General features: G+C 65.3%; 15 protein-coding genes. 11 read left to right on the top strand and 4 right to left on the bottom strand.

What is annotated here, in order from left to right; genetic code table 11:
• The first annotated feature begins 12 nt into the window (after positions 1-12).
• A complete protein-coding gene (gene clpA / locus METLW4_RS0107875; RefSeq protein ID WP_018265662.1) occupies positions 13-2,514 on the top strand; it encodes an ATP-dependent Clp protease ATP-binding subunit ClpA in 2,502 nt (833 codons plus the stop codon).
• A 120-nt stretch (positions 2,515-2,634) separates the two neighbouring features.
• Positions 2,635-3,738 carry a glycosyltransferase gene (locus METLW4_RS0107870; RefSeq protein ID WP_018265661.1) on the top strand — a complete coding sequence of 368 codons (1,104 nt, stop codon included), beginning with the start codon at positions 2,635-2,637 and terminating at the stop codon, positions 3,736-3,738.
• 184 nt (positions 3,739-3,922) lie between these two features.
• Here METLW4_RS0107870 and uvrA read toward each other — a convergent pair whose 3' ends face one another.
• On the bottom strand, positions 3,923-6,946 hold the full coding sequence (gene uvrA / locus METLW4_RS0107865) for an excinuclease ABC subunit UvrA (protein WP_018265660.1): 3,024 nt from the start codon (positions 6,944-6,946) through the stop codon (positions 3,923-3,925).
• Positions 6,947-7,291: 345 nt separating this feature from the next.
• On the opposite strand from uvrA, the gene mtnC reads away from it, so the two are divergent.
• The 9 genes from mtnC (at position 7,292) to METLW4_RS0107815 (ending at position 18,653) form a co-directional block, all read left to right on the top strand.
• Positions 7,292-7,978, top strand: coding sequence for an acireductone synthase (gene mtnC, locus METLW4_RS0107860; protein WP_018265659.1), 687 nt, complete (start codon positions 7,292-7,294; stop codon positions 7,976-7,978).
• Between the two features lie 2 nt (positions 7,979-7,980).
• Positions 7,981-8,310, top strand: a complete 330-nt coding sequence (locus METLW4_RS0107855) for a ferredoxin (protein ID WP_018265658.1) — start codon at positions 7,981-7,983, stop codon at positions 8,308-8,310.
• 25 nt (positions 8,311-8,335) lie between these two features.
• Positions 8,336-9,283 (top strand): aldo/keto reductase, encoded by a 948-nt coding sequence (locus tag METLW4_RS0107850; RefSeq protein WP_018265657.1) that lies wholly within the window; start codon positions 8,336-8,338, stop codon positions 9,281-9,283.
• An 84-nt stretch (positions 9,284-9,367) separates the two neighbouring features.
• The gene (gene dctA / locus METLW4_RS0107845) at positions 9,368-10,684 is read left to right on the top strand and encodes a C4-dicarboxylate transporter DctA (RefSeq protein WP_018265656.1); all 1,317 of its coding nucleotides are present in this window, start codon (positions 9,368-9,370) and stop codon (positions 10,682-10,684) included.
• Positions 10,685-10,831: 147 nt separating this feature from the next.
• The gene (locus METLW4_RS24360) at positions 10,832-12,331 is read left to right on the top strand and encodes an ABC transporter substrate-binding protein (protein WP_083919240.1); all 1,500 of its coding nucleotides are present in this window, start codon (positions 10,832-10,834) and stop codon (positions 12,329-12,331) included.
• Positions 12,328-13,680 carry a di-heme oxidoreductase family protein gene (locus METLW4_RS0107835; RefSeq protein WP_018265654.1) on the top strand — a complete coding sequence of 451 codons (1,353 nt, stop codon included), beginning with the start codon at positions 12,328-12,330 and terminating at the stop codon, positions 13,678-13,680. Before METLW4_RS24360 ends, METLW4_RS0107835 begins: the two co-directional genes overlap by 4 nt.
• Positions 13,681-13,691: 11 nt before the next feature.
• Positions 13,692-14,507 carry a substrate-binding domain-containing protein gene (locus METLW4_RS24355; RefSeq protein WP_157234986.1) on the top strand — a complete coding sequence of 272 codons (816 nt, stop codon included), beginning with the start codon at positions 13,692-13,694 and terminating at the stop codon, positions 14,505-14,507.
• Positions 14,508-15,228: 721 nt separating this feature from the next.
• Entirely contained in the window at positions 15,229-17,439 is a 2,211-nt protein-coding gene (locus METLW4_RS0107820; protein ID WP_018265651.1) for a TonB-dependent siderophore receptor, read from the top strand.
• Between the two features lie 2 nt (positions 17,440-17,441).
• Positions 17,442-18,653 carry a PepSY-associated TM helix domain-containing protein gene (locus tag METLW4_RS0107815; RefSeq protein ID WP_018265650.1) on the top strand — a complete coding sequence of 404 codons (1,212 nt, stop codon included), beginning with the start codon at positions 17,442-17,444 and terminating at the stop codon, positions 18,651-18,653.
• Positions 18,654-18,768: 115 nt separating this feature from the next.
• On the opposite strand, the gene METLW4_RS26400 is transcribed toward METLW4_RS0107815, so the two are convergent.
• From METLW4_RS26400 to METLW4_RS0107800, 3 genes are read right to left on the bottom strand one after another with little or no spacing between them, the layout of a single operon-like run.
• On the bottom strand, positions 18,769-19,722 hold the full coding sequence (locus METLW4_RS26400; RefSeq protein WP_157234984.1) for a DUF4166 domain-containing protein: 954 nt from the start codon (positions 19,720-19,722) through the stop codon (positions 18,769-18,771).
• 15 nt (positions 19,723-19,737) lie between these two features.
• Positions 19,738-20,208 (bottom strand): DUF2269 family protein, encoded by a 471-nt coding sequence (locus tag METLW4_RS0107805; protein ID WP_018265648.1) that lies wholly within the window; start codon positions 20,206-20,208, stop codon positions 19,738-19,740.
• 3 nt (positions 20,209-20,211) lie between these two features.
• On the bottom strand, positions 20,212-21,462 hold the full coding sequence (locus METLW4_RS0107800) for an NAD(P)H-binding protein (protein WP_018265647.1): 1,251 nt from the start codon (positions 21,460-21,462) through the stop codon (positions 20,212-20,214).
• Between the last annotated feature and the right edge of the window lie 48 nt (positions 21,463-21,510).

The raw sequence follows: 21,510 nt of genomic DNA, 5'->3' as shown, positions 1-21,510 counted from the left end.
GGCGGACGATCGATGCCGACATTCTCGCGCAACCTGAAGCAGTCACTCGACCGCGCGCTCGCCTCGGCGAGGGAGCGGCATCATGAATATGCGACTTTGGAGCATCTGCTCCTCAGCCTCATAGACGACCAGGACGCCGCAGCCGTGCTGCGCGCCTGCTCGGTCGATCTCGATCTGCTCGCCAAAAATTTGCGCGAATATATCGATCACGAGCTGGACAATCTGGTCAATGAATCGGCAGGCGACTGCAAGCCGACCGCCGGCTTCCAGCGCGTCGTGCAGCGCGCCATCATCAGCGTGCAGTCCTCCGGCCGCGAGGATGTGAGCGGCGCCAATGTCCTGGTCGCCTTGTTCGCCGAGCGCGAGAGCCACGCCGTCTATTTCCTGCAGGAGCAGGATATGACGCGCTATGACGCGGTGAACTACATCAGCCACGGCATCGCCAAGCGGCCGGGCCTCTCGGACGGCTCGCGCGCGCCGCGCGGCATCGAGGACGAGGCGGAGCGGGGCGAGGGCAGGGAAGGCCGCGAGGGCGAGCAGCGTAAGAAGGAAGGCGCGCTCGAGGCCTATTGCGTCAATCTCAACCGCAAGGCGCGCGACGGCCGCATCGATCCGCTGATCGGCCGCGAGCAGGAGGTGCTGCGCACAGTGCAGGTGCTCTGCCGCCGGCAGAAGAACAATCCGCTGCTGGTCGGCGATCCGGGCGTCGGCAAGACGGCCATCGCCGAAGGCCTCGCCCGCAAGATCATTCAGAACGAGGTTCCCGAGGTGCTCGCCGGCGCGACAGTGTTCGCGCTCGACATGGGCACGCTGCTCGCCGGCACGCGCTATCGCGGCGACTTCGAGGAGCGGCTGAAGCAAGTTATCAAGGAAATAGAGGCGCATAAGAATGCGATCCTCTTCATCGACGAGATCCATACGGTGATCGGCGCCGGCGCCACTTCCGGCGGCGCGATGGACGCCTCCAATCTGCTGAAGCCCGCGCTGGCCCAGGGCACGCTGCGCTGCATCGGCTCGACCACCTATCGCGAATATCGCCAATATTTCGAGAAGGACCGCGCTCTGGTGCGGCGCTTCCAAAAGATCGACGTCAATGAGCCGTCGATCCCGGATGCGGTGGAGATCGTCAAGGGCCTCAAGCCCTATTTCGAGGAGTTCCACAAGATCCGCTACACCACCGAGGCGCTGAAGGCCGCGGTGGAGCTCTCGGCCCGCTACATCCATGATCGCAAGCTGCCGGACAAGGCGCTCGACGTGATCGACGAGACCGGCGCGGCGCAAATGCTGGTGCCGGAGTCCAAGCGCAAAAAGACGATCGGCCTCAAGGAGATCGAGACCACCATCGCGACCATGGCGCGCATCCCCGCCAAGACCGTCTCCAAGGACGACGCCGAGGTGCTCGCCCATCTCGACGAGACCTTGAAGCGCGTCGTCTATGGGCAGGACAAGGCGGTCACGGCGCTCACCTCGGCGATCAAGCTGGCCCGCGCCGGCTTGCGCGATCCCGAGAAGCCGATCGGCTGCTATCTCTTCTCCGGCCCGACCGGCGTCGGCAAGACGGAGGCCGCGCGCCAGCTCGCCACCTCGCTGGGCATAGAGCTGATCCGCTTCGACATGTCGGAATATATGGAGCGCCATACGGTCAGCCGGCTCATCGGCGCGCCTCCCGGCTATGTCGGCTTCGATCAGGGCGGCCTGCTGACGGATGGCATCGACCAGCATCCGCATTGCGTGCTGCTGCTGGACGAGATCGAGAAGGCGCATTCCGATCTCTTCAACATCCTTCTGCAGGTGATGGACCACGGCAAGCTGACGGATCACAATGGCAAGCAGATCGACTTCCGCAATGTGATCCTCATCATGACGACCAACGCCGGCGCCGCCGATCTCGCCAAGAAGCCCATCGGCTTCACCCGCGGCAAGACGCATAGCGCGGAGGATAATGACGCGATCAATCACCTCTTCGCGCCGGAGTTCCGCAATCGTCTCGACTCGATCGTCCATTTCGGCCATCTGCCGGAGGAGGTGATCGCCCGCGTCGTCGACAAGTTCATCCTGCAGCTTGAGGCGCAGCTCGCCGACCGCAATGTCACGATCGAGCTCTCCGACGAGGCGCGGTCCTGGCTCGTCGAGCATGGCTATGACCAGGCCATGGGCGCGCGTCCAATGGGCCGCGTCATCCACACGCATATCAAGACGCCGCTCGCTGACGAGGTTCTCTTCGGCCGGCTGAAGAATGGCGGCGCGGTGCGCGTGGTGGTGGTGACGGATGACAGCGGCGCCAAGACGCTGAGCTTCGTCTTCCCCGAGGGGCCGGTGCTTCCGCGTCCCGAGCGCGACATTGTCGAGGCCGGCAAGAAGCGCGCGTCGGCGGCGGAGAGCAGCGCCGAGCCGCGCAAGAGCCGCAAGGCGAAGGACGGCGACGGCGGCAAGGATGCAGGCAAGGCCGAGCCGGCGCCGCGCAGCGCCAGCGCGCGTCCGCGCAGCGTCCCGGAGACGCCGCTCAAGAGCTGAGCGCGCGATCCCTCACGGGATGTTAATGACTTCGACTGTATTCTCGAAGCCGGGCTCATGCCCGGCTTCGTCATTTGCGCGCTCCCGCGCTTCTGTCCGAGGGTCGAGGTGGGAAAATAAATGCGCGTGGCGATCGTTCACTATTGGTTCGTCGGCATGCGCGGCGGTGAGAAGGTCGTCGAAGCACTGATACGGCTCTATCCGCAGGCCGATCTCTTCACCCATGTGATCGATCCGGCCGCCGTCTCGCAGACGATCCTCTCGCGCCCGATCAAGACCAGCTTCATCCAATCTCTGCCGCGTGCGATAAAATATTATCGGCAATATCTGTCCTTCATGCCGCTCGCCTGCGAGCAGCTCGATCTGCGCGGCTATGATCTCGTCATCTCGAGCGAGTCTGGGCCGGCGAAGGGGATCATCCCGCCGCCGGAGGCGCTGCATGTCTGCTATTGCCATTCGCCCATGCGTTATTTGTGGAATATGTACCACGAATATCGCGAGGAATCGGGCCGTCTAACGCGCCTGCTGATGCCGCTTTTGGCGCATTATCTGCGCAATTGGGATGCTTTGTCGGCGACGCGCGTCGATCATTTCATCGCCAATTCCGCGACAGTCGCGCAACGCGTCGAGCGCTATTATCGCCGCTCCGCCGATGTCGTGCATCCGCCGGTCTCCGCCGACGTCTTCTCGATCGCGCCTGCGGATGAGATCGGCGATTATTATCTGATGGTCGGCGAGCTCGTCGGCTATAAGCGGCCCGATCTCGCCATAGACGCCTTCAACGCCATGGGCAAAAAGCTCGTCGTCATCGGCGGCGGCTCCAATCTGGACGCGATCCGGCGCCGCGCCGGCCCGACGGTGTCGGTGCTCGGCCCGCAGCCCTTCGACGTTCTGGCGCGGCATTATTCACGCTGCCGCGCGCTGATCTTTCCGGGTGAGGAAGATTTCGGCATCGTGCCGCTCGAGGCGATGGCGAGCGGCCGGCCGGTGATCGCCTTCCGCCGCGGCGGGGCGACGGAGACCGTTGTCGAGAATGAGACAGGCGTTTTCTTCGACACGCAGACGGTCGAAGCGCTGAGCGAGGCGGTGACGCGCTGCGAGCGCATGGAATTCTCGCCCGAGCGCATTCGCGCCCATGCGCTCGGCTTCGGCGAGGAGCGTTTCCTGCGCGAGATGCGCGAGAAGATCGACTCCTATTTCGCCGCCCGCGAAGCGAAACGCTAATGATGCTTTTCGACTGATACGGTTTCCGCGTTACCGATGTGCGGACGAAACGACAACCCCTCGCCCTGAGGAGCCCGCGCAGCGGGCGTCTCGAAGGGGCTGAGCCACGCGCGCTGGACCATCCTTCGAGGCTTTTTGCGTTCCGCAAAAAGCGCCTCAGGATGAGGGAGCTGTATCTGCGCGCTCACTGCTCCTGCGCGGCGCGCTTGCGCTTTGGCGCGGGCGCCGCTTTCGCCGCTTTGGCTTTCTCCGCGCGCGGTGGTCGACGCTTCAGCACTTCGGCGAGATAGCGCCCCGTATGGCTGCGCTTCGCCGCGACGATCTCGGCGGGCGGTCCGGCGGCCACGATCTCGCCGCCGCCGTCGCCGCCCTCGGGTCCGAGATCGATGATCCAATCGGCCGTCTTGATGACCTCGAGATTATGTTCGATGACGACGACGCTATTGCCCTGATCCACGAGCTCGTGCAGCACCTCGAGCAGTTTCGCGACATCGTGGAAATGCAGGCCAGTCGTCGGCTCGTCGAGAATGTACAGCGTGCGGCCGGTGGAGCGGCGCGCCAGCTCTTTGGCCAGCTTCACGCGCTGCGCCTCGCCGCCGGAGAGGGTCGTCGCCTGCTGCCCGACGCGAATGTAATCGAGGCCGACGCGCTTCAACGTTTCCATCTTGTCGCGGATCGCCGGCACGGCTTTGAACAAGATGGCCGCTTCCTCCACCGTCATGTCGAGCACATCGGCGATGGACTTCTCGCGATATTTCACCTCTAGCGTCTCGCGATCGTAACGCTTGCCCTTGCAGACGTCGCAAGTGACATAGACGTCGGGCAGAAAATGCATCTCGATCTTGATGACGCCGTCGCCCTGGCAGGCTTCGCAGCGTCCGCCCTTCACATTGAAGGAGAAGCGCCCCGGCGCATAGCCGCGCGCCTTCGCCTCGGGCAGGCCGGCGAACCATTCGCGGATCGGAGTGAAGGCGCCCGTGTAGGTCGCGGGATTGGAGCGCGGCGTGCGGCCGATCGGCGATTGGTCGATATCGATGATCTTGTCGATATGCTCGAGCCCGTCGATCTTGTCGAAAGGCGCCGGATGCTCATGCGCATTGTTGAGGCGCCGCGCCACTGCTTTGTACAGCGTCTCGATCACGAGCGTGGATTTGCCGCCGCCGGAGACGCCGGTGACGGCGGTGAAGAGGCCCAAGGGAATCTTCGCCTCGACATTTTTCAGATTGTTTCCGCGCGCGCCGGAAATCTTCAGCCAGCGGCCGGGGTCGGGCTTGCGCAGCGCATGGCGCAGGGTCACTTGGCGAGCGCCGGTCAAATATTGGCCGGTGAGCGAATTCGCATCGTCCATTATCTCCTGCGGCGCGCCTTTGGAGACGATATGGCCGCCATGCACGCCGGCGCCCGGGCCGACATCGACGACATAATCGGCGGAGAGAATGGCGTCCTCGTCATGCTCGACGACGATGACGCTATTGCCGAGATCGCGCAGCCGCCGCAGCGTGTCGAGCAGGCGATCATTGTCGCGCTGATGCAGGCCGATCGACGGCTCGTCCAGCACATAGAGCACGCCGGTGAGGCCGGAGCCGATCTGCGACGCCAAGCGAATGCGCTGGCTCTCGCCGCCGGACAAAGTGCCGGAGGCGCGCGAGAGCGTCAGATAATCGAGGCCGACATCGACGAGGAAGGTGAGGCGATCGCGTATCTCTTTTAGTATGCGATGCGCGATCTCATTGCGCTTGGCGTCGAGCTTCTCCGGCAGAGCGCGGAACCAGTCGAGCGCCGCGCGCACGGAGAGGTCCGACACTTCGCCGATATGGCGCATGTCGATCTTCACGGCGAGCGCTTCCGGCTTCAGGCGATAGCCCAGGCACGCCTTGCAAGGCTCCGCCGACATATAGCGGCCGATCTCCTCGCGCGCCCATTCGCTGTCCGTCTCCAGGAAGCGGCGCTGCAGATTGGCGACGACGCCTTCGAAAGGCTTCTTCACATCATAGGCGCGCGCGCCATCGTCATAGGAGAAGCGGATCTCCTCCTTGCCGGAGCCGTGCAGAAGCACGTCGCGCACGGATTGGTCGAGCTTCTCGAACGGCGTGTCCATGCGGAATTTATAGTGACGGCCGAGCGATTCCAGCGCTTGCCCATAATAGGGCGAGGAGGATTTCGCCCAAGGCGCGATGGCGCCTTTGCGCAGCGAGAGCTTGGGATCGGGAACGACGAGATCGGGATCGATCACCTGCTCCTGGCCGAGGCCGCTGCAGACGGGGCAGGCGCCGAAGGGATTGTTGAACGAGAAGAGCCGCGGCTCGATCTCGGAAATGGTGAAGCCGGAGACAGGGCAGGCGAATTTCGACGAGAAGACGATGTGATCCGCCGCATAATGGGTGGAGGCGTAGGCGGCGGGCGTCGCAGCGGCGGGCGCATCGGCGCTCGCAGGCTTGCTGTCCGCGAATTCCACCACGGCGAGGCCATTGGCGAGTTCCAGCGCCGTCTCGAAACTATCGGCGAGGCGCGCCGCAATATCCGCGCGCACCACGATGCGATCGACGACAATGTCGATATCGTGCTTCAGCTTTTTGTCGAGCGGCGGCGTGTCGGCGATTTCATAATAGACGCCATCGATCTTCAGACGCTGAAAGCCGCGCTTGGTATAGTCCGCGATCTCTTTTTTATATTCGCCCTTGCGGCCGCGCACGACGGGCGCGAGCAGATAGAGGCGCGTTCCCTGCGGCAGCGCCAGCACGCGATCGACCATTTGCGAGACGGTCTGGCTCTCGATCGGCAGGCCCGTCGCCGGCGAATAGGGAATGCCCGCGCGCGCCCAAAGCAGGCGCATGTAATCGTGAATCTCCGTCACCGTGCCGACGGTGGAGCGCGGGTTTTTCGACGTCGTCTTCTGCTCGATGGAGATGGCCGGCGAGAGGCCGTCGATCTGATCGACGTCCGGCTTCTGCATCATCTCGAGGAATTGCCGCGCATAGGCGGAGAGCGACTCGACATAGCGGCGCTGGCCCTCCGCATAAATCGTGTCGAAAGCGAGCGAGGATTTGCCCGAGCCCGAGAGGCCGGTGAAGACGACGAATTTGTCGCGTGGAATGACGAGATCGACATTCTTGAGATTATGCTCGCGCGCGCCGCGAATGGAGATCACCTTGCCGTCGAACAGCTCGTCGAGAGAGGCTTGGGCGGCGGATTTTTTCGAGCTTCGCATGGGCACGACCAGAACTGGAGCGGCGGGCGTTTCCACCCTCCCCTGTGAGGGGGAGGGTCGCGCCGAAGGCGCGGGGTGGGGTGTCTCCCCGAGTCTCGCGGCGCACCCCACCCCGGACGGCTTCGCCGTCCGACCCCTCCCCCTATAGGGGAGGGTGGAATGCGCCCTTCTCCCCGGGCCGGCGCGATCTTACGCCCTCGCGCCCTTCTTGCCATGCTGCGGCGCAGTAATCCACAGCCTCGAGCAGGGCGCGGCACAAATCATGCTGCCGTTCCCGAAACAACCGGGAAAGGCGCGCGCTTCGATGGCGTTATTCGGACAATTCTGCGCGGCGGAGACGGCGCGATGAGCGAGCCCATCCGCGCCGTCCTGATCGATCTCGAAGGCGTGGTCCTGCCCATGACCTTCATGAATGACACGCTGCTGCCGCTCGCGGCCACGCGGCTCGGCGGCTATATCGTCGAGCATGCCGAGGACGAGGAGGTGGAGGAGGCGCTGGAGGAGACCGGGCGCCTCATGGGCGGTTATGAGCTCGATCCCACTCAGGCGGAATCTCTGCTGCTGCGCTGGATGAAGCAAGGCCGCAAGGCGACGCCGCTGAAAATCATTCAGGGCCTCGTGTGGCAGGAGGCCTATGCGGCCGGCTCCCTCGCGGCGGAACTCTACCCGGATGTCGCCGGCTGTCTCTCGGCCTGGGCCGCCGCCGGGATCCGCCTCTTCGTCTACTCCTCCAATTCGGAATTGGCCCAGAAGCTGCTGCTGAGCCATTCCTCCTCCGAGCAGGTGACGGCCCTGTTCGAGGGCTTTTTCGACACCACGCTCGGGCAGAAGATCGAGCCCGGCTCCTATCGCGATCTCTGCGAAAATCTGGGCTTGGCGCCCGGCTCGGCGCTCGTGCTGTCGGAGAATGAGGAGGAGCTGGACGCCGCCCAGACGGCGGGCCTCGCCACGACCCGCATGGCCCGCGATGGAAATGTGGCGAGCCGCCATCCCGTGAGCGCGGACTTGCTCTCCTTGAACATCGGACAGTGACGATGACGAAATTCACGCTCGAAACGCGCGACGGGACACGGTCGGAGATCGCCGGCAAGGATCGCGCGACGATGATGAAGCTGATCCGCAAATCCGGCGTCGAGGAGCTGGTCGCCGAATGCGGCGGCAGCTGCACCTGCGCCACCTGCCAAATCTATGTCGATCTGCCCGAAGGCGTCGCCATGCCTCCCATGGAGCCGGCCGAGGCCATCATGCTGTCCAAGGCCGCCAATCGTCAGATCAATTCGCGTCTCGCCTGCCAGATGAAGTTCGACTCGAGCCTCGACGGCATGCACGTCCGCATCGCCCCGGAAGATTACAGCAACTGCTAATTCGAGCCGGAAGCGGAGCGTTTCGATGGAGCATCGTCGGCTCGGTCGCTCGGGCCTCGCCTGTGCGCCGCTCGTGCTCGGCTGCCACGTCTTCGGATGGACGGCCGATGCCGCGGCCTCCTGCGCCATTCTGGATGCTTTCGTCGATCGCGGCTTCTCGCTGATCGACACGGCGGACACTTATTCCACTTGGATTCCCGGCCATAGCGGCGGCGAGTCCGAGACGATCATCGGCAATTGGCTGCAGGCGACGGGCAAGCGCGACCGCGTGCTGATCGCCACCAAGCTCGGCGGCGCCATGCCCAATGTGGGCAAGGGCCTCTCCCGCGCGCATATCATCCGCTCGGCCGAGGACTCGCTGCGCCGTCTGCGGACCGATCGCATCGATCTCTATCAGGCGCATTTCGACGATACGGCGACGCCCTTCGAGGAGACGCTGGAAGCCTTCGCGACGCTCATCGAGAGCGGCAAGGTGCGGGCCATCGGCGCTTCCAATTATTCGGCGCCGCGCCTCGCCGAGGCGCTGGCGGCCGCGCGCGCCCATGGGTTGCCGCTCTTCTCCTGCCTGCAGCCGCATTACAATCTCGTCACCCGCGCCTATTACGAGGGCGATCTGCGCCGCCTGTGCCTCGCGGAGGACATTGGCGTCATCCCCTTTCGGGCGCTGGAGGCGGGCTTTCTCACCGGCAAATATCGCTCCATGGAGGACACGGTCGGCGCGGCGCGCGGCGCCGTCGTCGCGGGCGTTCTCGACGAGCGCAGCCTCGATATATTGCGGGAGCTGGACCGCGCCGCCGGGCAATTTCGCGCCACGCCGGCGCAGATCGCCATCGCCTGGCTGCTGGCGCAGGAGGGCGTCGCCGCGCCCATCGTCAGCGTGACGAGCGTCGCCCAGCTCGAGGAGATTTTCGGCGCGCTGACGCTGACGCTCGATGCGCGAACGCTGATGCGGCTCGATATGGTGAGCGCGTGAGCGGCCGGTCTCGGCTTGCCATTGCCGGCTCTCTTCTCCAGTTCTAGGAACAGTCGACCGAAAAGCTGGAGAGAGGGACCAAAATTGACCGCAGCCGCCATTGCCGAGGCGCCGCCGCGCAAAAACGCGCATAGCCTCTACCTCCAGGTGCTCGCGGCGATCGTGCTCGGCGCGCTGCTCGGCGTCTATTTCCCCGACATCGCTCAGAGCCCCTGGATGGAGGCGATGGGCAAGGGCTTCGTCAATCTCATCAAAATGGTGATCGCGCCGATCATCTTCTGCACCATTGTCTCCGGCATCGCTCATCTCGAGAGCGCCGCCAAGGTCGGCCGCGTCGGCATAAAGGCGCTCGTCTATTTCGAGGTGGTCTCGACCGTCGCTCTGGCGCTCGGGCTCCTCGTCGGCAATGTGCTGCGGCCGGGCGAAGGCTTCTCCGGCAAGGCGGACCCCGCCGCCGTCGCCAAATATCTCGAGCCCGCCGCGCAGCGCACGCCGGTCGAGTTCGTGCTCGGCGTCATTCCCGACAGCGTCATCGGCGCCTTCGCCAAAGGCGATATTCTGCAGGTGTTGCTGTTCTCCATCCTGTTCGGCTTCGCGCTGATGGCGCTGGGCGAGCGGGGCAGGGCGCTGCGCGGCTTCATCGACGAGGCGGGCCACGCCATGTTCGGCGTCATCGCCATTGTGATGAAGGCTGCGCCGATCGGCGCTTTCGGCGCCATGGGCTATACGGTGGGCAAATATGGCTCCGACGCGCTGTGGAGCCTCGCCTGGCTGGTCGGCTCCTTCTATCTCACCTCCATATTGTTCGTCGTCGTCGCGCTCGGCCTCGTCGCCCGCATCGTCGGCTTCGATATATTGCGCTTCCTCGCCTATATTCGCGACGAATTGCTGATCGTGCTCGGCACCTCATCGTCGGAGAGCGCGCTGCCGCAGCTGATGGAGAAGCTCGAGCGCCTCGGCTGCTCGAAATCCGTCGTCGGCCTCGTGGTGCCGACCGGCTATTCCTTCAATCTCGACGGCACCAACATCTATATGACGCTGACCAGCCTGTTCATCGCTCAGGCGCTGGGCGTTGAGCTGACGGCGAGCCAGCAATTCGTCATTCTCACCGTGGCCATGCTGACATCCAAGGGCGCATCCGGCGTGACCGGGGCAGGCTTCATCACGCTCGGCGCGACGCTCTCCTCCATCGATCCGCGCCTCGCACCGGGCATAGGCATTGTCATCGGCGTCGATAAATTCATGAGCGAGTGCCGCGCGCTCACCAATATTTGCGGCAATGGCGTCGCCGCCATCGTCGTCGCCTGGTGGGAGAAAGAGCTCGATCACGACAAGCTCGCCGCCGGCCTCTCGCGCCGCGTCGACCCGAGCAATGTGGAAACCGCCATCACGACGGAATAGCAGTCGCGCGGATTGGCGCGGAAAGCGGCGGTCTGCCCGAACTGTGGCCTTGCGACAGCGTGTTTCGTCATATAGTTCGGATACTTGATGATTTGAACTCCGGCCGATCGGCGCGCGCGTCACGCGCTCCCTGCGCGCAGCGGGGGCATGATTTGCCGCTGCAAATCACAGGATCGCTCGCGCGAGCTATCGGCTCGCATCCGAGCCATTTTGCGCGAACCAGCGAGGCGCAGCATGTCGCGAATTGGCGTTTCTTCCCGCCGCGGCTTTTTACAGGGATGCGCCGCCGGCGCCTTGTCCACGCTTCCGGGCGCGGCTTTCGCGGATGAGCGGCGGCCCGTCGTCGTAATGACCAATCACAATGACGACACTCTGTCGCTGTTCGAGAAAGGCTTCGAGAAAGCCTATCCGCAATATCGCGTGCAGATCGTCTGGCTGATGCCGCCGGACGCCATGCGCCATCTTCGCGACGCTTCGGCGCAGAGCCCCGACGTCTGGTGGCAGGCGGCGCCGCATAATCATCTCGCCGATATGGCGAAGGACGGCTTCATGCAGCCGCTCGGCCTCTTCAAGGAGGGGCTGCCCGCGGCGATCGGCGCGCTGCCGCTGGAGGGGGAGGGCGATCTCTTCCACGCCTCGCAGCTGACCGCCTTCGGCTTTTTCGTCAACAGCAAGGCGATCAAAGCGCAAAATCTCCCCTGGCCCGAGGATTGGGCCGTGCTGGCCGGCCCGGCCTATGCCGGCAAGGTCGCCATGTCCGACCCCTGGACCGTGCGCTTCGGCAGCCAATTGCTGAGCGTCGCGACGCAATCCTTCGGCTGGGAGAAGGGCTGGGCGCTGCTCTCCGCCATCGCCGGCAACGCCGTGCTGATGCAAAAGGGCCTGCGCGACGAGGTCATCTCCGGCCGCCAGCCGGTGGCGCTGCATATCGACACTGTGCCCAACGCCGAGCAGCGCTTCCGCCAGCCGATGGAGCGCGTCTATCCGAAGCATGGCGCGATCGTGAACGCCGGCTATATCGGCCTTTTGAAGAAGGCCGCCAATGTCGAGGGCGCGCGCGCCTTCGCCGCCTATGTGCTCTCGGCCGAGGGGCAGGCGCTGCTGCCGAGGACCGATCTGCCGCGCCTGCCGGTGCGGCCCGACGTCTACGCCGTGCTGGGCAAGGAGCAGTTCGATCCTTTCGCCGCGCAGGCCGCGGGACAATTCGTCTATCAGCCGACCGACGAAAGCGGCGGCCGCTCCACTGCGATGGCGGCGCTGTTCAACGGCCTCGTGCAGGACAAGGAGCTGCTGTCCGGCCTCTGGCGGCGCGTGCATGCGGCGGAGGCGGCGGGACGCGGCGGCTCCCATGTCGCCGAGGCGCGGCGCGCGCTGGAGGAGATTCCGGTCGCAGCGGATTTCTGGAAGGATGAGGCGATCACCGCCGCCTTCCGTCCGCGACGCCGGCCGGAGAACGCCGTCGCCCCCGAAGCGAGCCCCGCGCCGCAGACGAGCGCCGGCCAGCCCGAGCAGGCGCAGGTCATTCCCGGTCAGCCGAACGGCCTCACGATCCCCGAGCCCGCCAAGCCGATCATCGAGAAATGGCGCGCCGCCTTTCGTGAGAATCAGGCGCGGGCGAGTCGCCTGCTGGACGAGGCCAAGGCGTGAGGCTCCTTCTTTTTCGCTCTTCGACGCTCGTCGCATCGTTTCTGGCGGCGATTATCGCCGGATCATTCGGCTCGGCGTGGGCCGAGGAGTTTCCGCGCGAAGCCTATAGCTATCCGGTCGCCGGACTCGACGCCGCCGCAGAGGACGCTTTCTATCGCGGCCGCGTCGAGTTCCTGCGCTCCTGGTCCTTTCCGCCGGGCGGCGGCGAGGGTTCCGGGCTCGGGCCGCTGTTCAACCGCATCTCTTGCGCCGCCTGCCATCAGAAGAACGGCCGCGGCCAGCCGCCGAGCGGGCCGGACGAGCGCATGCTGTCCATGCTGGTGCGGCTCTCTGTGCCGGGCGACGGCCCGCATGGCGCGCCCAAGCCGCATCCCGCCTATGGCGGACAGCTGAATGAGGAGGGCGCGCCCGGCGTGCCGGGGGAGGGCCGCGCCGCCGTCTCCTGGGAGGCGGCGTCGGCGACGCTCGCCGACGGCTCCATCGTGGCGCTCCGCCGTCCGCGCATAGACTTCGTCGGTCTCGCCTATGGGCCGCTCGACGGCGCTCTTTTTTCGCCGCGAGTCGCGCCGGCGGTGTTCGGCGACGGATTGCTCGAATCCGTGCCGATCGAGACCATGAGGCGCATCGCCGCCGAGCAGCCGGCGCAGGGCGTCCATGGCGTCGTCAACGAGGTCTATGACGTCATTTCCGGCCAAATGGTCCCGGGGCGCTTCGGCTGGAAGGCGAACAGCCCCAATCTGAAGCAGCAGATCGCCGAGGCTTTCATCGGCGACCTCGGCGTCACCACGCCGCTGTTTCCCGAGGATCAATGCGCCGAGCGGCAGGAGGCCTGCCGGGCCGCGACAAAGTCGAAGAACCGGCCCGAGCTGGACGCGCTGCGGCTCGACGACATCGACTTCTTCAACGCGCATCTCGCCCCGCCGCCGCGCCGCGACGCAGATAATCCGCAAGTCGCGCGCGGCGAGACGCTCTTCCTCGCCTCCGGGTGCGGCGTCTGCCATGTCCCGAGCCTGAAGACGCAGGCGCATCCGAAATTTTCGCAGACGCTGCCGACGCAGACGATCGCGCCCTATACCGATCTTATGCTGCATGACATGGGCGAGGCGCTCGCCGATGGCCGGCCCGATTTTTCCGCCAGCGGGCGGCAGTGGCGCACCGCGCCCTTGTGGGGCGTCGGTCTCGTGCCGATCGTCAATGAGCACAGCCTGCTGCTGCACGACGGACGCGCGCGCACGCTGGAGGAGGCGATCCTCTGGCACGGCGGCGAGGGCGAAGCGGCGAAAGGCGCCTATGCCGCGCTGAAGAAAGACGAGCGCGAGGCGCTGATCGCCTTTCTGCGTTCGCTGTGAGGATGCGCCGAATGAGACTGTTCGTTTCCATCGCGCTCACGCTCGCGGCGCTCGTCCCGGCGCGCGCGGAGGAAATTCGCGTGCTGGCGGCGGGAAGCCTCCGCGGCGCCCTGACGGCCGTCGCGACGGAGTTCGAGAAGAGCAGCAGCGATCATGTGGCGCTGGTTTTCGGCCCCGCTGGCTCGCTGCATGATCGGATCATCGGCGGCGAGGCCTTCGACGTCTACGCCACCGCCGCTTTTCCGCAGGCGCGATCCTTGACCGAGAAGGGGCTGGCGCGGCCGAGCGTCCTGCTGGCGCGCAACAAGCTCTGCGCCGTCGCGCCCGCCAAATCGCCGATAACGCGGGAGACGCTGGTCGATTCCCTGCTCGATCCCGCCGTGCGGCCGGGGACCTCGACGCCGAAGTCCGATCCCGCCGGCGATTACGCCTTAGCCTTCTTCCGCCGCATCGACGAGAAGCGCCCGGGCGCTTTCGAGACGCTGACCGGCAAGGCGAAGATTCTCTTCGGCGGCGGCGAGCCGAAAAGCGCCGAGCCGCGCCCGCAAAATCAGCCGCTGACGCATTGGCTCGACGAGGGCGCGGTCGATCTGCTGCTTGTCTATTGCTCCGGCGCGATCCCCATGGCCGAAAAATCGGCCGGCAAATATCGGGCCTTTCCGCTGCCCGATCTCTATGACGTCGCGGTCGAATATGGCGTCGCTCTGTCGCCGCGCGCTTCCGCCGCGGCGTTGGATTTCTATCTGACGCTCCTGTCGCCGACGGGACAAGCGGCCTTGCGCCGCGCCGGCTTCGTCCCGGTCTCGGAGCCCGCCGCCGAAAAGTGAGCCGGCCGCCGCTGAGCCGCCTCCTACAGCTTCGCGAAGGCGCGCGCGACGACCGGCGCGGGGCGAGGCGTCCACGCGCATGTCGAAGCATGTTGCAAATCCGTCACAGCGAATGGGAATTCGGCCCGCGCCCGAATGTGAGAGCTTGATGAGACTTTCACATGCGAGGGAGAGACGCGCTCGAGGCCGAGCTGCGAGCTCGACGCGGTGGCGGCTCAGACCGCGCTCCCAGGGTCTATCGGATGATGCGGTGGTTTCGACGGCGAGGCTGCTTCTCGCGCGCTGCTTGGGCGATAGCGGCCGCATGGCTCTTCGCTGCGCTGGCGCTGGGTTCGGCGTTCGCCGCCGCGAAGAGCGAGCCCTCGCGCATCAGCGCCCGCGTCGCGGATGGCGTGAGCGAGACGAGATGCGCCGCCGATAGCGAGCGGCGCCGGCACACCCATGATTGCCCTATCGGTTGCCTCTCCTGTCCCGCGAGCGACGGGGGAACGAACGCCGGGAGGCTCGCGAGCGCGGTCTCGCAGCCGGGTGCGCCGATGGGCTCCTGCGGCGTCGCTGCGGGCTTCGCCGAGCTCTTCGTCATTCGTCACCCTGCGCGCATCCATCTCGGGTCGCCGCGCGCTCCTCCGCCTGTCTCCTGATCGATAGGCCGCGGCGGCTCGCCGTGGATTTCCGATGTTCCGTCCGGCCCCGATCGCGGGCGCGCCAGGAGACGACTTCTATGATCCGTTCGAATTTGCTGCGCGGCGCTTCCGCCTGCGCGATCGCTCTCGCATTCGCTCTGCCTGCCCGAGGGCAGGAGTCTCTCCCGGCCATAGACATCGCGGGACAAACGCTCGGCGGAAGCGGCTCTGGAAAGGCGGGCGCAGCCGATCGGTCGGGAGGGCGCGAGACGGGCTATAATCAGGTGGGGCCGGCCGCCTCGACAAAGACGAGCATCCCGATTCTGGAAACGCCCTATTCCGTCCAGATCGTTCCGCGCGAGACGATGGACGACCGGCAGGCGGTCAGCATACGCGACGCGCTCTTCACCAATGTCAGCGGCGTCGCCGGCTCCTCGAACTATTACGACGGCGTCATCGTCCGCGGCTTCGACAGCGGCAACCAGACCTATCGCAATGGGCTGCGGCAGCCGAATACGAGCTATCAGGAGACGACCAACCTCCAATCGATCGAGGTCCTCAAGGGGCCGGCGGCGATGCTCTATGGACGCGTGGAGCCCGGCGGGGTGATCAACATCGTGACCAAGCGCCCGCAGGAGACGCCCTATTTCTCCGTGCATCAGCAGGTCGGAAGCTTCGGCCTGACGCGCACGGCGATCGACGCCACGGGGCCGCTGCTGGAAGACAAGACGCTCCTCTATCGCATGAACGTCTCCTACCTCGCCAAGGACAGCTTCCAGCCGCATGTCGGCCAGGACAATCTGCTGATCTCGCCGACGATCACATGGCGGCCGACCGAGCAATTCACGGTCAACGTCGAGGGCGAATATCAGCGGAGCTATTTCAGAGATTTGTCGCCGATCCCCGCGCTCGGCTTTCGCCCGGCGGGCATTCCGATCAGCCGCTATCTGCTCGACTCCTATGTCGCCGACAAATACCCCAACTTTCAGGAGCGGTCGCTGTTCGGCTATGATTGGACATATCGGATCGACAATGATTGGAGCGTGACGAACCGCCTGTCACACACGCGCGCCGATTATCGGCAGCGTGGAGATTGGCTCGATTCCTTCTCCAACGAGGCGACCGGCGACGCGCTTCGTGGAATCTGGCTGGTGCCGACTCCGAATGCGGCCGAGCCGATTTTCTACAGAGAGACGGTCTCCACCAATGTCGATCTCCAAGGCAAGGCGGTGACGGGTCCGCTCACGCATCGCGTGCTCGCCGGCTTCGACTATTATAGCTTCGACTCGAAGGCCCATGGCCATTGCTGCGACTATATTTCTCCGATCAACATCTATTATCCGGTCAATATTCCCGCCAATGTCGATGCGCTGAGCTCCTCCTACCGCACCATCACCAAGGAAAAATGGAAGGGGCTCTATGCGCAGGACCAAATATCCTTTTGGGACGATCGCATTCAGCTGCTTCTCGGCGGGCGCCATGATTGGGCGGAGTCGAGCACGGCGACATTGTGGTCCGACGAATCCTTCGCCGAGGTCGACGCACGACGAGTCGTCGTGCCGGTCAGCGCGAATAGCCCGCGGATCGGCGTGCTGATCCGGCCATTCTCCTGGCTTTCCGTCTATGGCAATTACACGCGCTCCTATGGCTCGAGCAATGGCATAGACCAATACAACAAACCGCTGCAGCCGCAGATCGGAACGCAATACGAGGGCGGCGTGAAGGCCGAGCTGCTGGACGGGCGGCTCACCGCGACCGCGGCTTATTTCGACATAGACAAGAAAAACCAGACCACGCCGATCTCCGGCACGCCTTTCGTGCGCGTCATCGACGGACGCAGCAATGGCGTCGAGCTCGATGTGACGGGGCGCATCGACGAGCATTGGAGCGTCATCGCCAATTTCACTCATCTCGATGCGCGCATCGTCAAGGACCGTAATGTCACCAGCGGGAGCGGAACGGCCGGCAAGCGGCTCAATTCCGTGCCGCACAACACAGCAAATCTCTGGGCGAAATACGAGGCCTGGGGCGCGCTCGCCGGTCTTACCCTCGGCGGCGGCGTCTCCTATGTCGACAAGGCGTTCGGCGACGACGACAACAGCTATGAGCTGCCCGCGCATGCGCGCGTCGATGTCATGGCGTCCTACAAGCTCGAGGCCGGCTGGCTTCCGCATGCGCCGAAATTGACGTTCCAGCTCAATGTCAACAATCTGCTCGACACGACCTATTACGAGGGCGGCGGCGGGCGGATGGGCGCGGTTCCCGGGGCGCCGCGAACTTTCCTCGGGTCATTGCGCGCGGAGTTCTGACCATGAGCGACGACATCGATCGAAAGAGCCGAGCGCCACGGACGAGCAGCGGATCGCGAGGCCTCGTCCAAGGCCGCGCGCTGTGGCTCGCCACGCATCGCTACATCGGCTTTGTCGCCGGCGCGGTCTTTGTCGTCATCGGCCTCTCGGGAAGCCTGCTCGCATTCCGCGTCGAGATCGACGAATTTCTGAACAAGGACCTCTTCGTCCCGACGCATTACACGCTCGGCGGCGAGCGCGCGTCGGTGGATCGCATCATCGAGACGAGCCGTTCCGCCGCGCCGGAAGACGCGGCGCCCGTCTGGATGCATTTCCCCAAAAGCGACGGCGGCTATTTCGACGTCATCTATTCGACGCGGGAGTCGGAGGGGCGCGCGAAAGCCTATCAGATCGTCGTCGATCCGGTCACCGCCGCCGTCAAAGGCGCGCGCCTGATCGTCGATGACGGCAATCACTTCGCCGAGCCTTTGGCCGTGCTGCTGATCCATCTGCACTCGGCGCTTCTGCTCGGCGAGAACGGCGCGACCTTGGTCGGATTCGTCGGCCTCTTCCTGCTCCTCTCGCTGACGACCGGCGTCTATCTCTGGTGGCCGCGCAATGGCAGATGGCGGCAGGCGTTCCAGATCAAGCGCGGCGCGAGCGCCGAGCGCCTGACGCTCGATCTCCACAAGACGACGGGGGTCTATGTCGTCGCCATCTTCGCCGTGATGATATTTTCTGGACTCTATCTGACCTTCGGCGCGCAAGTGACCGCGCTCGTCGATCTCTTTTCCCCGGTTCATACGCATCGTCTCCAGAAGCAGACATCCGCCTCTGCGGATGGCCGCCCGTCGATCGGCGCCGAAGCGGCGGTGGCCGCGGTGGACCGGCTGTTTCCCGACGGCAGGCTGATGAGCCTGTCGCTGCCGGAGGCGCCGGAGAGCGTCTTCGTCGTCGGCAAGCGCGCCGATGACGAGGTCAATGTGAGCGAGCCGCGCCGGCAGGCGGCGGTAGATCGCTACAGCGGCCAAATCCTCGCGATCGAAGACCCTCATCGTTTCACGGCGGGCGAGAAATTCCTGGAATGGCAATTTCCCTTGCATTCCGGCGAGGCTTTCGGCGATCTCGGACGCGCCGCCGTCGCTTTGCTCGGCGTCGCGCCGGCGCTGCTCTACATAACCGGCCTCGCGCGCTGGCTGCAGAAACGGCGCGCGCGGGCGAGGGACAATGTGTGAAGCGCCGCGCACGTCGCCAGCGAATGAGGCCGCTCACATACGGAACGAGAGAGCATCCGTCTTCTGGCGTCCCAATTGCGCTTCCGCCCGGGGCGAAACGATCGGCGATCCACACTCAATCGGATGACGGGCGATCGGCGCCGGCTTCGGGCGCTGCTCGTGAGGCCGCGGGAAGCGCGCAGGCGGCTGTTCGACCGAACCAGCGGTAGCGATTGCGCGCGACGAGGCGATAGAGCGCATCGGCGACGAAGCGCGGCAATAGTCGCGCGAGAGGGGCGGCGCGCGCCGGTCCGCGCAATTGCCGGGCGAGCGCGAGCAGCGCCTCGGAGTCCTTCATGAGGCGGCCGTTCTCGATGAAGAGGAAGCTCTCGGGCGCATCCGGGTCGATATCCGCCTTTCGCGCCAAGGCGCGCCCGTCCTCGGATTGTATCGCGACGAAGCGGATGGACGGCGTGATCTCATTTGCGAGCACATAGCGAACTGTCCAGTCGCACAGCGCGCAAACGCCGTCATAGACGAAGATCGGCGCATCCTCCGGCATCTCCGCTAGTGAGCCCTTGTAATGCACGACATGGCCGACGATCGGAAAGCGGACATCTATGTCGAAGGTGAAGCGCTCGCCCTCGGCGCTCTCGAAACATTCGATCGTCGGCGTCGTCGCTCGCGGCAGCGGGATTTTCAGCAGGCGCCATTCTGCTAGCGACCAGCGCAGGCCGGCGGGCGAGGCGGTGAGATCGAAATAGAGATCGAATGGCCCGAAATGCTCGATCAAACGCCCATCCGGCGCCGCCTGCATGACGCTCTCATAGCGGCGTCCGGCGAAGTCGCGCCGCCAGAATTCGCATTTTCCCGAGAGCGGCGTGAAGCGGACATGGGTCTCGATATTCTCGCCCGTCGCTGGAAGACTGGCGAGGAAGGCGAGCACCGCCGCGCCGAAGCCGCGGCCCTGTGCGGAGACTTTCGCGCGGCCGCCGGTGAAGAGCTCGCGCTCGAGCGTGTGGAAGCGACGGACCGGCGCGGGTAGGAGATCGAAGCGCTCGGCGAGGAGGTCTTGAAAGAGTGTGGTCATGTCTATCTCCATTTTTTAAAATTGCGGCTTGGCGACCATCAGCCAGAAGATCGCGATCATGGCGATGAAGGCCGGCCAGCCGAGCGCGAACCACCAGAGGAAATAGGTTCCATAGACCGGCGGCAGCGGCGCGTCTTTCTCGAGACATTGCTCGGCGATGCGCGCCATGCGGATTTGCAGCCACACGACCGGCAGCCAGCAGGCGCCGACGAAGAGATAGAGCGCGATGGCCGCGAGCAGCCAGGGCGTATCGAGCGGCCAGCCTTGATCCAACGCCAGCAGCACGCCGGTGACGGGCTGCAGGATAACGGCGGGCGTGGTGAACAGCCAATCGGCGAGCACGACATTTTTATTGGCCGTGACGATAGCGCGCAGATCGCCGCGCAGATTGCTTGCGAGGCCGTGAAAGGCCGTGCCGAGCCCCGTGCCGAACAATATCGTCGAGCTGACGATATGCGCCGTCTTCAGAGTGAGAGGATCGAGCATGGGTCAGGCCTCCAATGCGATCATGACGAGGATCGCCGCGGTGATCGGCAAATTTTTGAGCAACGGCGCGAAAGGATGCAGCCAGTAGTCGGCCGGAAGCCGTGTCGCGATCAGCGTGAAGACGAGCATCGTCGTCAGCTGCGCGACGCCGACGAGGGCAGGGCGCCAGCGCAGCAGCAGCAGCGCGCCGAGCAGAAGATCGACCGCCGCGCCGCCATAGAGCGCCATGTCGGCGAGGGCGCCGTGAACGCCGATCTCGGCGAGCAACGCAGCGCTTTTCTCCTGCGGATAGAGGCCGAAAGAGAGGAAGCCCGTCGCGATCCACAGCAGGCCGAGGGTCCAGCGCAGCACTGGCGGCAGGAAGAAAAGTCGCGCCGCGCGCCTGTCCGCCGCGCACGCCGGCTCCAGCGCCAGCGCGTCGCGAATGCGCCGCGGCGGCCGGCCGAGCGCCGCCGTCATCGGCGCGCTATGCGCGACATTGCCGCGCGAGAGAAGCTTGACCACCTCGCGATTGAGCGGGCCGGTCGAGACGCGTCCGCCGATCGACGCTGCGAGTAGAAACAGTCGATAGGGGACGCGAAAGAAGCGCGTCGGCTTCAGGCCGAGCCATTCGCGCAATAGCGCGAGCAGCGCATCCGTCGTCATCGCCTCCGGTCCGACGACATCGAGGCGGCGTGGCGAGGGCGAGCCTTCCGCGAGGCGCGCCGCGAGCTCGGCGAGATCGCCGACATGCACGGGCTGAAAGCGCCAGGCGCCATCGCCGAAGCTCGGCAGCCATGGCAATACGGCGGCGGCGAGCAGCCAGCGCGTGCTCGCGCCGCCGCGGCCGACGACGAGCGAGGGGCGCAATATGCGCCAATCGAGCCGCGCGCCTTCAGGGTCGAGCGCCGCGAGCCGTTCTTCGGCGACAGCTTTGCTGCGCTGATAGAGCGTCTCGCCGTCGCTCTCGACGCCGAGCGCCGATAGGTGAATGAGCCGCGCGACGCCGGCGGCGAGGCAGGCGCGAAAGAGATCGGAGGCGCCCGCCGCATGGACGGCCGCCATGCTGTTGGCGCCGTCGTCGCGGACGAGCCCGGCGCAATTGACGACGATCTCGAAGCTCGCGACCTTGTCGCGAAGCCGCGCTTCGCCGTCACGCGCGAGATCGATCTCGCGGCGCGAGGCGGCGACGACATTATGGCCGCGTTCGCGGAGCCGGCCGGCGATATGCCGCCCGATGAATCCGCTGCCGCCGATGATGAGAATACATGCCAATTTCAGTTTCCTCCGAAAGCGGGGCGAAGAGGTTTCGCCTTCTGGGAG

This window comes from Methylosinus sp. LW4 (assembly GCF_000379125.1).
Taxonomy (GTDB): domain Bacteria; phylum Pseudomonadota; class Alphaproteobacteria; order Rhizobiales; family Beijerinckiaceae; genus Methylosinus.
This window is presented reverse-complemented; position numbering and strand designations above follow the sequence as displayed.